Origin of the sequence: Streptococcus sanguinis, from assembly GCF_019928825.1 — a bacterium.
In the GTDB taxonomy this organism is placed as follows: Bacteria; Bacillota; Bacilli; order Lactobacillales; family Streptococcaceae; genus Streptococcus; species Streptococcus sanguinis_L.
Genome location: NZ_JAHZOP010000005.1, coordinates 52,759 through 66,455, shown reverse-complemented (window position 1 = coordinate 66,455; position 13,697 = coordinate 52,759). Strand labels below are relative to the sequence as shown.

Sequence of the window (13,697 nt, the reverse complement as noted above, 5' to 3'; positions counted from 1 at the left end):
TTCCTACTCTCTCACATTAAAATTCATTATAGATAAAGCCACCCTGACCCTGACCCAGATAGCTAAAGAAATAAAGCAAGGCCAGAAAGATAACAAAATATAATAGGGTTTGGCCTAAAAATTTATATAGGGTTTGATGTTTTTTCATTGATCTCTCTTATATTTTTAGTTAGACTTACACCATTTTACCATTTTATGGAAGATGTTTTCAACACAAAAGCTAAGGAAGATGTAAAGTTCTTGTAAGGAAGAAAGGTACTTTGATGTGCCTTATAAACAGCCATTAAAAGACTTTTTCAAAAAATATATAAAAATTTTATATATTTTGCTTGACTTTTTTCCCAAGAGGTTGTAGACTATATATAGAAAGATTATATATAAATATTTTACACAAGGAGGTGGTCCTATGTCTTTCCCCACATCATCGGCTTTGATTGAGTTTCTCATCTTAGCCATCCTTGAAAAAGACGATTCCTACGGTTATGAAATCAGCCAGACAATCAAGCTGATTGCCAATATCAAAGAATCAACACTTTACCCCATTCTGAAGAAGCTGGAGCAAAATGACTGCCTCACGACTTATTCGCAGGAGTACCAAGGACGAAAACGAAAATACTATTCACTCACTACCTACGGGCACGAACAGCTACTCACTCTAAAAGAAGAGTGGCAAACTTATACCATGACCATCAGCGGTATCATAGAAGGGAGCATCCGTCATGACAAGAACCGAGTATCTAGCTGAGCTAGAAAAATATCTGAAAAAACTGCCACGCAAGGACTATGAGGAAACTATGGATTACTTCACTGAGTACTTCGACGAAGTAGGCCCAGAGGGCGAGGCAGCCGCTATTGCTGATTTAGGCAGCCCTAAGGAAGCGGCCCACGAGATTATGTTGAATCTTTTGGACAAAAAAGTCGAGGAAGATAATCAAGACAGCAGTTCATCAAAAAACACTAAGAACATCGTCCAGATTGCTATCCTATCCATTTTGGCAGCACCCTTGGCTATTCCGCTCTTTATAGTAGCAGCCCTTTTGACTTTTGTTTTCTTCCTCTTAGTCTTTATCTTTGCTCTAGTCATGGCTATAGGTGCCTTTGCCTTCTTTATCTTTGGCATCAGCCTAATCTGGGACACTTTGACAGTGGGACTGACGACATCTATCCCGGCCTTCCTGTTCACTCTGGGGCTCAGTGTTCTAGCTCTGGGACTGTCTGGCATCTTCTACGCAGGCATTTCTCCTGTTACTCAGTTTGGCAAGGCTGGCTTTGTCAAACTAGCTCAACTTTTCGCAAAGAAAGGAGCACGTCATGGCTAACATCAAATTGAAAAAACCTCTTTTATCCGCAGCTATTTTAGCCTGCCTCTTTGGTGGAGCCTTGACAACTATCGGCTCCACCACAGGCGGTGTCAACGACTTGGTCAATTCTGCCAAAAGCAAGGTAAAACTCACGAAAAAAGAAGAAAGCTTCTCTGATCTTTCTTCCCTAAATATTAACTTAGCAGCTAGAAACCTCGTCATCAGCGAATCTCCTGATGACAAGGCTCACTTGACCTATTACCAAAGCGATGGTAACTATCAGATTGACGGAAGCTCGCTTGGAAACATCACGACAAGTTCTGAAAACGGAAACTTAAACATCAAGGAAGATGGTGCAGGCTCCTTCCACATAAGCGCTGGCATCCGCTCCTTACTCAGCTTATTTGACCAAGAATCTCAGGGAAAGCGTACTGTGCAGCTTTCCCTGCCTAAGGGGACCAAGCTTGAGACATTCAGCGGCAGTTCGTCATTAGGAGATGTTACGCTGTCCAATCTATCAGCCAAAAATGCTGACTTCTCTCTATCTAATGGCTCGTTGACTGTGAATGATAGCCAATTCGCATCTGGTAAATTTAAGAACTCTCTGGGAGAGATTTCCTTTAATAACAGTCAGATTAGCTCTGGAAAAATCAATGCTTCTTCGGGTACCATCACTCTGAGCAACAGCCAGTTCGCATCGGGCGAAATAGCAAACTCTCTGGGAGAGGTCAATCTAAACTCGAGCAAAATCTCCGACAGCACTCTGAAAATCTCAAGCGGCTCACTGAACTCTGAACAGTTGGAATTAGCTGGTACAATCTCTATCACTGACCAACTGGGCGATATTAATCTTCATCTGGTTTCTGGCAGTTTGTCGCAGTTATCCTTTGATCTGAAAACGGATCTAGGTGAAATTGATATCCCTAGTGGTATAAATGTAGAGCACTCCAAAGGCGATGAACTTGGCGGCTCTGCCATCCGTAAAGTCGAAAATCCGACAACTACACTTTCTGCCAGCGCCCAAAGCGGCAGCATTAAGCTCAGCGAATAAATCATAGAAAAGAATATATACAATCAGGGAGTCCTCAGCGACTCCTTTTTTGATGAAAAATCCCGCAATCCCCTAAGATTGCTTTACAGGCCTTGGGCTTTGTGCTATGATATTCTATAAAAATTTATCACAAGGAGGTCCCTATGAAAAAACTCACACCTGGTATGCACATTCGGGTCGTCAGCCCCTCAGCGTCAATCGAACACATCGGTGGCTTTGAGGCCAATCTAACCGCCAAGGAGCGCTTGGAAAAGCTAGGATTTACCGTATCTTTTTCGGAGCATTATCTGGAAAATGATATACTAGGCTCTGCCTCCATCGAAAGCCGAGTGGCAGACATCCATGCTGCCTTTTCGGATGAGTCCGTTGATGCCATTCTGGCAACTATCGGCGGTTTCAACTGCAATGAGCTCCTGCCCTATCTGGACTTTGAGTTGATTGCTAGAAATCCTAAGATTTTCTGCGGCTACTCAGACACAACAGCCTTGCTCAACGCTATTTATAGCAAGACCGGCATGAAAACCTACATGGGACCGTCCTACTCCAGCTTTAAAATGGATGCCCTGCAGGACTATCAGACCGAGAGCTGGCTCAAGGCCGTCAGCCAGACTTCTTATGAATTGACTCCTAGTGAAAAATGGGGCGACAATGCCTGGTATCTGCCCGATGCCCCACTGACCTTCCATGAAACGGAGTGGAAAGTTTATCACCACGGGCAAGCCCAAGCCACTGTTATCGGGGGCAATCTCTCCACTTTCTCGCTCCTACGTGGCACCCCCTATGCGCCAACAGATGAAAACTATGTCCTCTTTGTTGAAGAGGCCGAGGAAGATGATTATGTGGAGTTTGACCGCAATCTAGCTGCCCTCCTTCAGGCCTATCCTAACCCGCAGGCCCTTCTCATCGGCCGCTTCCCAAAAGAATGCCAGATGACAGAAGAGCTGCTCCTTTATATCTTGGATAAACATCCAATTCTAAAGACGATTCCCGTCCTCTATGACTTGGACTTTGCCCATACTCAGCCGCTCTTTACCATTACCATCGGTGCTCAAGTGACGGTGGATACGGGGAAGATGTTGATTAGAATTGATGAATAGCAAGAAATCCTCATTCCAATTGGAATGAGGATTCTTCTCTTTCATTAGACACTATTTAATTGTTATCTCATCGGCTTTCTTATCGTCCACCAAAACCGCCTTTACCGCCTGGGGCACCGCTGCCACCAGGTCCACCAGAGCCAGGTCCGTCTGCTGTGATTTCTGTTCGGCTTTCACCATTGACCGTGATGGTACCGCCAGTGTAGGTAGCCGTTCCATCAAAGTCAAAGGCAGATACCGTAGAAGTAATGTCTAAGTTTCCTCCTGACATGATGACATCGCCGTTGGAGTCGATAGCATCTGTATCGCCTTCACCGACCTCGACCTTGATATCGCCACCGGTAATCTTAATAAAGATATCAGCTCCAGTTACATCACTAGCTGCATTGATACCATCATCTGTCGCATAAAGGTCCAGCTTGCCTCCGTTAATGGTAACATTGGTTCCTTCCAGAGCTTCTACACTCTTGGAAACTGTAATCGTCCCACCATCAATCAAAGCGATATTGCTCGCGTGCAGACCATCATCACCAGCATTAATCGTGATGGTGCCGGACTGGATATAGAGATTCCCCAGAGAAGTATCTTCATCATTGTCCGCGTGGATGGCATCTTCTGTCGCTGTGATATCGATAGTAGCGTCCTTGATATTAATGGCTGAAGCTGCTGACAGACCATGCTTAGCTGCTTTGAGCGTATAAGTGCCACCTGTTACCCGCAAGGTCTGCTCAGACTTAATCGCTGTTTCATACTTGCCGTCAACTGTCAGACTTCCAGAGCCATTGAGAGTCAGGTCAGAGTTACTATAGATAGCTGCATCTGCATCCGTATTACTGTGATTTGATGAGTCTGAGATGGTGTTTTGACTGCCGTCAGCCAGAGTCAGGCTTGTTTTACCCGCATTTTCTACTAGAATAGCTGCGTCTGTCCCGCTCATATTTACGCCATTCAGGACGATTTGAACCTTGTCGCTATCACCTGCTTTGACGACAATCTGCACATTTTCACTGGTGCCGGAAACGACATAGGTCCCAGCCTCAGAGATTGTCACGGTAGAGCCGGAGACACTAGCGCCGTCACCAGAGGTCTTAGCACTGGATCCACTCAGGCTGATGGTCGTCACCTTGGACTCATCATAAGAAGCGTCTGAGTCCTCTGAGGCAAAGTAATCAGAAGTATTGGTCTTGGTCTGACTGGTACTGGTAGCATTAGCAGTCTGGGTAGTGCTTGAAGCTGTAGAGCTGCTGGCGTTTGAACTGCATGCTCCCAGCACTGCTGTCATCAAGACCAGTGGAATCATTAATTTAATTTTTTTAAGGGTTGATTTTGATTGTTTCATTTTTCTTTTCCTATCTATTTTATTTGCTACGGATATAATTTGCTTTTTTATAAGCAAAGCCATATTTGGAGAATGAGCTAGGAGACAGCTGGTAGCGATTCATGATTTCACTCAGCCATAGCGGGCAGGTTTCTGGAATCTTAACTTCCATAATGACATGGTTAGCTGGCAGGAGATGATCTCCATGGCGACCAGTCAAGAGACTCAGATCATACGGACGGTAGGTCAGGTCGTGATCAAAGGTAATCCGAATCCGCTCATCCTCAATCCCCTTCATTGAATAACGATTGTAGCCGATATACATCATAGGCTGAATATTGCCAAAATGCTGGGTCAGCCAGACCATTTCCTTATCTATCTGAAGGTCAGTCAGCTGACTGTAATCACCGTCCAGATAGGCTTCTGCCGTCAGCAAATCTGCTGCAAGACGGCGTTTGGTTACCAGATTCTCAGTCTTTTTCTTGATTTCCAAAAAGACTTGACTATCCTCGGTCGGATGCTCTTGATAGGTTCGCAAGCGAACTTTCTCATCAAAGTGAGGATTTTCCAAAGACTCACGAATGAGCTGATAAGACGGCGTATCGTAGTAGAGATTGTTAATGGTCGAATAAGCTCGCTCATCCTCCACCAGATAGCCTTCAAACTCTAGCAATAGATCCAATAAGGTTTCCTTGGAAATGATGTATTTGGTTTCAAAGCGCTGAAAATGATTTTGAAAAAATTTTTCTGCCATGGGCTTCTCCCCTCTCTATCTTTCTTGAATGTAATGCAATTTTAAAGATGAAAACTTAAAAGAAAGATAAAGAAAACTTAAAGAAAACAAAACATCTCCCTTTTCAGGAGATGTTGATTAGAGAAAAAGTAAACGAATTACAGATAGACTTTTCATCTACATTTTTACAGATTCATAAAAGCACGTGCCCTAAGCTAGCTGTTTTTTATCTGTTCGATAGACCAGAGTACCAAGTGCCATGAAAAGAACTAAAACAAAAGCAAGGAAGAGCACCTGACTACCAATTTGGCCGTTCATAGAAATCGTTTGGCGTAAGCCCGATACAGAATAGCTCATTGGCAGCCAAGGGTTGATAACTTGGAAAATCTTACTAGTCAGCTCCAGCGGATAGGTTCCTGCACTAGAAGCCAGCTGTAAAAGCAAGAGAATCAGAGAGGCAAAGGCGCCGAGCTTGCTATCCCAAGTAACCAAAGCGGTCACAAGAGCCATAAAGGTCATGCTGGCTAGGACAATCAAACCAAGGGTTGCCCACTCATGGTTAGCAGATAGGCCTATCAAGTGCACAGCACCATAGACCAAAACACCTGCCACGACGGAAATTACTCCATTTACCTCTATACGGGCCTTCAGCCAATCTCGTTTCGTCCTAGGTTCTTGACCCGATGGAAGTGTACTAAAGATGATGTTGGTTGAAATAGCTGCCACAAATAAAGCTACTGAAATCATATAAGGCGCCATCCCAATGCCGTTTTTCTCTACCTTGTTCTCATCTGTCTTGCTCAGTGTCAGAGGATCTGCCAGAGTTTTTGCATTGTCTTCCTTAGTAGAAACAGTTGACAATTTATCACCTGCATCCGTGAGGCCATTGGACAAATCACTTGTTCCTACAGTAAGTTTAGAGAGATTATCTGTTAAAGCACTGCTGCCATCAGCCAGCTTTTCTGTGCCACTCGCTAATTGATTGGTTCCATCTGCTAATTTCCCGAAACTAGAGATCAATTCTGGCGATTTATCTGTTAATTGGGCTGCCCCGTTTGCTAATTTTGTTGTATTTGCTAGAAAATCAGGGTTCTTACTTGCCAAAGCTGATGTCCCCTCAGATAGCTGACCGACTGCATTGGTATAGCTTGTCACCCCTTGTTCCAATTGTGTCGCGCCAGTCGTTAGTTTATCATTTAAGGTGTCTACACCTGCGACTAGTTGATTGGCTCCTCCGCTTGCTGAATCGAGGCTAGTACTCACTGTTGATAAGCCATTATAAAGGCCATTGATCATGTTAGCTGCCTGTGGAAGAACTTGATTTGATGCGCCTTCTAACTGACTAATTTTTGTTTGACTAGCGCCTTTTATCGTTTCAAGAGAAGTCCTCATTGTATCAACTTCTGATAAAATTGCCTGAGCAGATTGGTCGCTTCCCGCTTGACTAGCACCGACTGCTGCATCAATCTCAGCCTTAGCCTCACTAGAAAGGCCTTGATAAGCACTGGTCCCTTGGACACTTGCTAAAGCTGCAGCCTTGGCATCCTGATTGTTATTGATAATGGCCTGAGCGGATGCTGCTATGCTAGTCAGTGAAGCTTCAATGCTGTCTGTCGAAACAGCTGAGTCACTTGCTGCAGCTTGAATACTAGCATTCAACTGAGTCAAGCCAGTTGCCAAATCATTCACGTTTTGCTGGTTGTTAGCTAAGGTTGTATCTACCGATGACTTTAATGTAGCCAAGCCAGTGTTCAGATTCGTCACACCTGTTGATAAGGCCTGAACTCCACCTCCTGACTGGTTGAGCTGTTGGACTCCACCCAATAAGTCTGCTGATCGACCTGACAGCTGATTTGCACCTGTGGCCACAGTACTTACACCATTAGCATAAGTGTTTATTCCATTTGACAAACTACCCAGTCCAGACGATACTTGTGCAACACTCCCAGTATAAGTCTGCAGTCCTGTATTAAATTGAGCTGCACCGGACGATAATTTGCTCGTAGCTTGATTCAGAGTTCTTAAGTTATCTGCAATTGTCCGACTGCCTGAACCTAGTTGTTGGCTGCCAGATGCTAATTGCTGAGCACCATCAGATGCCTTAACCAATCCTGTTTTTAGATCTCCCATATTCTTAAATATGGCGCTTGTATAAGTGTCCGTCACATTTTGCGCCACCGTCTGCTTCAAAGAAGCCATGGCTGAATCACTCATCTTACCAGCAATAAAACTGTGGCCGCTAGACGTTTGATAGTCAATCTTCATTTGCTTAGGATTATCGGTCAAAATACTGGCTGCACGTTCAGATAAATCACTTGGAAGCGTCACAACCATGTAGTAATCACCCTTTTCCAAACCATTTTGAGCATCTTCTTTACTGACGAAGTGAAAATCCAGATTTTTATTTTCCTTGAGGCTGGAAACAACATCCTCGCCTATAGACAAGGTCTTGCCACTAGCAGTCACAGCTTTATCCTGATTGACGACCGCCACTGGCAAGTCCGATACCTTTCCATACGGATCCCACATGGAGCTCAAGAAAATAACATTATACAAGGCAGGAATCAAAGAGACTCCTAACATCACAATGATAAAAGCCGGCTTTTTTAAAATAGCTTTCCATTCTCTTAACATGTCTACCTCCTAAAATTATACACAGTGTCCAAATTTTGATAAAATTGATTATACACCAATCGAAAATTATTACAAGTTTATTCTTTAAAAATCGGACATGGTGTCTAATTTTGTTTAAAAAGATTATAGGGAAGCGGAATAAGTTAGTCCTACTGTCTTTAATCCCTGAATAATCTGTAAACAAAAGGTATTTTCCCATAGATAGGGACACAGAAAATCAGTTTTATGTTAGAAAAATAAGCACCGAACAAGCGCGTGTCTTCTTAGCAGGTGTAGTTGATATTGCTCAAGCATCAAGGTTGCAAAACACCTATACAATTTACTCTTATAAAAATGAACAGATTTCTATTATCTTCTCACAGGAAGGCGAGCTACTTTACGTCACTCCTGACCCTGACTACCTCTACTTCAAATAATGTTCTGAACGACAGCCGAGACTTTACTTTAAGCCTCGGCTTTATTATTTTACCAGTCGATTTAGCCTAATTAAGCTAAAATTTTGACTATCTATGCTTAATTCCGGAATTTAACTCTTTTCCACTGGAAAAACATTTGATATAATAGTACACGGAGAAAAAGAAAAAGTAGTTTGCTATGATGGCTATTCGCTTGAAGAGCAGACTGAGGCTTAGCCTCAAAGGGAGATTTTATGTTAGAAAGCAATAAACGCCGAAAAACCAAGGCTATTATTGAAAGAGCCATGGTTTCACTACTGCATAAGCAGTCCTTCGACCATATCACTACTGTACAGCTAGCTCAAGCTGCTGGCATCAGCCGTAGTAGTTTCTATACTCACTACAAGGACAAGTACGATATGATTGAACGTTATCAGCAAAACCTCTTTCATCAGTTGGGATATATTTTTGAGAATAATCAAGAAGATGTTCAAACTGCGATTACAGAGGTCTTTCAGTTCCTCCAGCTAGAGCCACTCTTGGCTGCTCTTTTGACAGAAAACGGCACGAAAGAGATTCAGAATTTTCTGCGCCATAAGCTGCAGGTAATGTTGGCAGATAGTCTGCAGGACCGTTTTAGTAGACGTGTTTACAATCATTTTGAAAAAGAATACAGCAGAGTCTTTCTCGCCAATGCCTTCTTTGGTGTCTGCCAAATGTGGATTGCTAGAGGAAAAAAAGAAAGTCCTGAACAAATAGCAGAATTTCTTTTGAAAATGCTGTAAGAAGTTGCTGGAACCCAATGGGTTCCAGCTCTTTTCATATTTTGAAAAATTAAACAGGGTGTACAAAACCTCTTTTGGTTCTGTACACCCTATTTTCCTTATATTATAGTTTCATAGCCAGCATATTAACTGTCATACCAGCTGCTGTTCCCATCAGAGCGATGGTGTCCCCTTCCTTGACTAGATTGCGCTCCAGAGCATAGCAGAGAGAAAAAGGCACTGCCACTGACACCATATTCCCATAGTCTTGCACAATATTAAGGTATTTATCATCAGGAATACCCAAGCTGCGCATGACCATTGGCAGGGCACGACTGGCCTGATGCGGAATAATATAATCCAAGTCAGACAGGCTGAGACCACTCTTTTCCTTAAACTCTTTAAACATTTCCGGAATTTTTCTGGCAGAGAGCAAGAGTATCTTCTTACCATTCATGTCAAACATGTAGTGAGTCTTGGTAGCATCCGAATACTCCTTAGGCTGAAATGATGTCAAACCACCGCGAATCTCTGTATCATGAGCTCCTTCAGACCAGGTCCGCTGCAAGCTGGAGATGACCCCTCTTTCTTCCTCTGTTGCTTCAAAAATCAAAGCTGCCGCTCCGTCACTGAACAACTCAAAACTTTCCCTCTGATTGGGATTGAGACCCAAACTTCCAACCTCACTGGACACGATGAGGATCCTTTGGTACTCACCAGCCTCCAACAAATGAGACATGAGACTCAAAGCCGAGATAAAACTGGTGCAGGTCGTGTTGATATCCATGGCTGGAATGGACAGCCCCTTAGCTACCAACTCATGAATCAGGGCAGCGGTACAAGGAATAGGCTGAACGCCCACTGCACTGGCTGACACGATACAATCGATGTCTTTGATAGTCAAGCCCGCTTGCTGCAGGGCTTTTTCAATCGCCTTAACAGCCATAGAAAGCTGGGTTTCTTCATTTTCCACCACCCGATATCGAGTCTGATCCTTAAAAGTCACGGTATTTCTAGGTAGATGCGTACCGTAACCAACTATCTTTATATGATTCTTTACTGCAGTCATATTAAACTCCTTCTTGTCAGACTTGAGACTGCTTGACAGTTGGGTAAACTGCCAAAGCGCTTCAGCCTCTGATTCATATATTTTTCCACTTGGAGCATTCTTAAGCCCGATAGATACGTTTCAACTTACGGCTTCTGTCCCGCTGATAACCTTCAAAAGAAATAGCAGGCATAAGAAAGCCCTTATCAGTCGCTAAGTTTTGAAATTGCTGGACAAGCTCGTCTTCTCGCTGCTGACTACGATGTTCGATAGCAATGGTCAGCGAATAGTCCTTTTTCTGAGCGACTTGATATTCTCCAATCCCATCAACTAAGAGCAGACAACGGCGGATAAAGTCTGGAAAGACCTCCACCGACTGACCTGCAGCATTTTCAAAAATAAAAATATCATCTGAACGCCCCTCAATCCTATCAATCCGTGTAAAGACCGAACCGCAGGGGCAAGGTTCAGGATTTTCCACCAAGATATCATTCAGCTCATATTGAAAAATTGGCTGAGAAGTCCGCTTGAAATCCGTAATAATTGGGTAAAAGCGCCTATCATCCAAGTAGTGCTTATCTACATGGACAATGTCTTCATTTAGATGAAGATTACCGTAGGCACAGCTGCAGGCTAAAAAGCCCTCGGTCGCTTGGTAAACCTGATCCACCTTTTTTAGACCAAATCCTTCTTGAATACTCTGCTGATCTGGCTCTTCCAAAATTTCTGCCACTGATACGACTTTGCTAGGGGCAATCTGCAAATTCCCTGCCTGGACTTGTTTTGCCAGCTCTAAGAGCATTGATGCTGGTGCTACCAAAATTGTCGGCTGATAAGCATTCAAGCGCTCTACATGCTCTTCGGCTCCCTGAAAAGTATCAAAGTACTCCAGAGAAATCAAGCCTGAATTGACAGTCTGATAGAGTTGGTTATCTGCCCGAAGAAAGAAGGCTATTTTATGTCCAAAGAGTTTGCCTTTAGGCAGCATCTTGGCCAAGATGGCTGCCGCCCACATACTGCGCTCCTTTTCAGTGGTAACAAATAAACCTCGGTGACCAGATGTTCCTGAAGACAGGCCGACAGCGATTTCTCCTATCATGGGACTGAAATCACGTGTCCGCTCACTCTCTAGGGCCAAAGCTAGCAACTCATCACGATCCAGTCCCTGAGTATTGAGCTCATTGAAATGCTCCATCATGAAGGCCTTATTCATCTTAAAATCTGCTGGAATACCTGATATAAAATAAGGTGATTCCTGCTGCAGAAATTCCCGATAGGCTGCTAAAGCCTTGATTTGATAGCATTCCAAGGCCTGTCGATCCTTAAATCGATACCCCCAGCGCATGACGCTAAAGGTTTTTAGAAATGTTCCTAGTTTCATACAAAATCTGCTCCGCTCTCTCAGCCGGATCATGACTGACTAGCACCTGATAGCCAACAGCAAGCAACTGCCGTAGCAAGGCCACACCGGCCATGTATTCTTCCTTACTATCTTGGATGAGTGACGGCAAGAGACGCATCTGCTCCGTATAAGGCAACAGATCCACGCCCCAGCACAAATCAGCTCCGATAAACAGATGATAATCTGGCAAAAAGAGACAAGCTTGACCAGCAGCATGCCCATCAACTGAGGCCAGATATATACTGCCATCGCCAAACAAGTCAACTGTCTTGCGATAGAGGAATGCTGCTTGGACCTGCTGAGGTTCCACTACTTCCAACCGACTCTCAAAATCCTGCGGAAGAAATTCCTTGAAAATCAAATCATTCAGTTTGGCATGCTGATAAGTTTTGAAGACAGCCTTGGTCAGAATGAAGCGGGCCTTGGGAAAGAAAGCGGCTCCGCCGATGTGATCTGGATGTAAGTGCGACAAAATGACATAAGAAATATCTTCTGGTGCAATTCCTTTTTGCTCAAGTAGCCGGTCTACACGCTCCTCTTCTGACATATCAACAGGCGTTCCCAGACCATAAAGCCAGTATTTGAAGTTGGGCTTCAGAATAGCTGGAGAATAGCCAGTGTCGTAGAGAATATAGCCTTTCTCACGATGCTTCAAGAGGAAAACACCAGCTGGAAAAATAATTTTCTTCTTAGCAACTCCCTTAAACATTTGCTGCAAGTGACTGCTGCAGCGCCCAGGCTGAAGATACTCAATTTTCTCGATAATGTTGGACATATTTTGCAATCCCTTCACTGATTGTCAACTTGGGTTGATAGCCCAAATCCCTTACTGCTGCTGATATATCCAGCGTTTGACTATAACGCATTAAGTAATAGGTGTAAAGAGTCAGCGGTGGCTCTTTTTCAATATGAAAGAAGCGATAAAAGCTTTCAAATCCCTGTGCCAGAACACCTAGAAAAGCAGCAGGCAACTTAACATAACGTTTACGAACCTGTAAACCATCTAAAGCTTCATCCAGCATATCCTTGAAACTACGCGATTCTCCGTTGGTAATGTTGTAAACTTGTCCTTGCGCTGCTGGAATTTCCAAAGCTAGACGAACAGCCAAGGCCACATTTTCCACACAGGTCATGTCCATCATTTGCTGGCCATTTCTGATGAGTGGAATCGCCAGTTTTTGGCTCAACCTCAGAATCCTAGGAAAGATACTGGTATCTCCAATACCAAAAAGCCCTCTAGGACGCAAGATAACCGATGGAACTTCAGAATAACTTCGGACAATCCGCTCAGCCATGAGCTTACTTTTGATATAAAAATTCAGCTCATTTTCCTGAGGAGCAGCCTCTTCTTTAATATCAAGTTGATCACGCGCAGCAGCATAAACACTTGGAGAGGAAATATAGACCAGTCGTTGCACTCCAAAATGTCGGCAGGCTTCCATAACCAGTTTGGTTCCTACTACATTAGTCTGATAAAACTGCTCCCAGGGTCCCCAAATCGTTGAAAGGGCACCAGCATGCACCACTGCATCCACTCCTTCGCAGGCTGCAAAAATTTCTTCTTCTCTGGTAAAATCACCAGCAAAAAACTCTACTAAAGGACCTTCTAACTGCCGACCAGCCTTCAGATTACGACCAAAAGCCCGCACCTGATAGCCTTGTTCAGCCAGCTCTTCAACAACATACTTTCCTAGAAAGCCAGTCGCTCCTGTCACTAGAACCTTCATCGCTACTCCTTTCATACAATTTTCTGTTTCTGTCTTGTCCCCATTATACACCATTTCAGCAAATCTTCCGTAAAAAAGCTGGAAAAAATCTTTACAGAGTGTCTCACCTGATTGGATAGGAGCAGAAAAAAATCAGATAATTTCCCAAAACAGCTGTCTCAATCCATTAACATTTTTTAGTTAAAATCAGCTTTATTAGTTCACTGAGAATATTAAAAAAGAAGCCG

Annotated in this window: 14 protein-coding genes; 6 read left to right on the top strand and 8 right to left on the bottom strand. The window is 43.7% G+C overall.

Annotated elements, in window-relative coordinates:
• Positions 1-16: 16 nt before the first annotated feature.
• Positions 17-148 (bottom strand): teichoic acid D-Ala incorporation-associated protein DltX, encoded by a 132-nt coding sequence (locus tag K1J09_RS10300; RefSeq protein ID WP_002894209.1) that lies wholly within the window; start codon positions 146-148, stop codon positions 17-19.
• Between the two features lie 258 nt (positions 149-406).
• Here K1J09_RS10300 and K1J09_RS10295 point away from each other — a divergent pair, with 258 nt between their 5' ends.
• From K1J09_RS10295 to K1J09_RS10280, 4 genes are all read left to right on the top strand, one after another.
• Positions 407-745 carry a PadR family transcriptional regulator gene (locus K1J09_RS10295; RefSeq protein WP_223323916.1) on the top strand — a complete coding sequence of 113 codons (339 nt, stop codon included), beginning with the start codon at positions 407-409 and terminating at the stop codon, positions 743-745.
• Positions 720-1,319, top strand: coding sequence for a DUF1700 domain-containing protein (locus tag K1J09_RS10290; RefSeq protein ID WP_002910970.1), 600 nt, complete (start codon positions 720-722; stop codon positions 1,317-1,319). Before K1J09_RS10295 ends, K1J09_RS10290 begins: the two co-directional genes overlap by 26 nt.
• On the top strand, positions 1,312-2,352 hold the full coding sequence (locus tag K1J09_RS10285; protein WP_223323917.1) for a DUF4097 family beta strand repeat-containing protein: 1,041 nt from the start codon (positions 1,312-1,314) through the stop codon (positions 2,350-2,352). Before K1J09_RS10290 ends, K1J09_RS10285 begins: the two co-directional genes overlap by 8 nt.
• A 143-nt stretch (positions 2,353-2,495) precedes the next feature.
• On the top strand, positions 2,496-3,449 hold the full coding sequence (locus K1J09_RS10280; RefSeq protein WP_223323918.1) for a S66 family peptidase: 954 nt from the start codon (positions 2,496-2,498) through the stop codon (positions 3,447-3,449).
• Between the two features lie 79 nt (positions 3,450-3,528).
• Here K1J09_RS10280 and K1J09_RS10275 read toward each other — a convergent pair whose 3' ends face one another.
• The 3 genes from K1J09_RS10275 to K1J09_RS10265 all read right to left on the bottom strand — a co-directional run bounded on the left by K1J09_RS10275 (position 3,529) and on the right by K1J09_RS10265 (position 8,134).
• Positions 3,529-4,788, bottom strand: a complete 1,260-nt coding sequence (locus K1J09_RS10275; RefSeq protein WP_223323919.1) for a carbohydrate-binding domain-containing protein — start codon at positions 4,786-4,788, stop codon at positions 3,529-3,531.
• A 19-nt stretch (positions 4,789-4,807) separates the two neighbouring features.
• Positions 4,808-5,521 carry a polyphosphate polymerase domain-containing protein gene (locus tag K1J09_RS10270; protein ID WP_223323920.1) on the bottom strand — a complete coding sequence of 238 codons (714 nt, stop codon included), beginning with the start codon at positions 5,519-5,521 and terminating at the stop codon, positions 4,808-4,810.
• A 189-nt stretch (positions 5,522-5,710) separates the two neighbouring features.
• The gene (locus K1J09_RS10265) at positions 5,711-8,134 is read right to left on the bottom strand and encodes a YhgE/Pip domain-containing protein (RefSeq protein ID WP_223323921.1); all 2,424 of its coding nucleotides are present in this window, start codon (positions 8,132-8,134) and stop codon (positions 5,711-5,713) included.
• Between the two features lie 197 nt (positions 8,135-8,331).
• On the opposite strand from K1J09_RS10265, the gene K1J09_RS10260 reads away from it, so the two are divergent.
• Positions 8,332-8,550: a DUF4947 domain-containing protein gene (locus K1J09_RS10260; RefSeq protein WP_223324799.1), complete on the top strand. Its 219-nt coding sequence runs from the start codon at positions 8,332-8,334 to the stop codon at positions 8,548-8,550.
• Between the two features lie 233 nt (positions 8,551-8,783).
• Positions 8,784-9,314 carry a TetR/AcrR family transcriptional regulator gene (locus K1J09_RS10255; RefSeq protein ID WP_002894223.1) on the top strand — a complete coding sequence of 177 codons (531 nt, stop codon included), beginning with the start codon at positions 8,784-8,786 and terminating at the stop codon, positions 9,312-9,314.
• A 103-nt stretch (positions 9,315-9,417) separates the two neighbouring features.
• Here the strand turns inward: K1J09_RS10255 and K1J09_RS10250 are convergent, their stop codons facing one another.
• From K1J09_RS10250 to K1J09_RS10235, 4 genes are read right to left on the bottom strand one after another with little or no spacing between them, the layout of a single operon-like run.
• On the bottom strand, positions 9,418-10,443 hold the full coding sequence (locus tag K1J09_RS10250; protein ID WP_156788987.1) for a 3-oxoacyl-[acyl-carrier-protein] synthase III C-terminal domain-containing protein: 1,026 nt from the start codon (positions 10,441-10,443) through the stop codon (positions 9,418-9,420).
• 19 nt (positions 10,444-10,462) lie between these two features.
• The gene (locus tag K1J09_RS10245) at positions 10,463-11,722 is read right to left on the bottom strand and encodes a F390 synthetase-related protein (protein WP_223323922.1); all 1,260 of its coding nucleotides are present in this window, start codon (positions 11,720-11,722) and stop codon (positions 10,463-10,465) included.
• Entirely contained in the window at positions 11,691-12,518 is an 828-nt protein-coding gene (locus K1J09_RS10240) for an MBL fold metallo-hydrolase (protein ID WP_223323923.1), read from the bottom strand. Before K1J09_RS10240 ends, K1J09_RS10245 begins: the two co-directional genes overlap by 32 nt.
• A complete protein-coding gene (locus K1J09_RS10235; protein ID WP_223323924.1) occupies positions 12,493-13,524 on the bottom strand; it encodes an NAD-dependent epimerase/dehydratase family protein in 1,032 nt (343 codons plus the stop codon). Before K1J09_RS10235 ends, K1J09_RS10240 begins: the two co-directional genes overlap by 26 nt.
• Positions 13,525-13,697 lie beyond the last annotated feature (173 nt).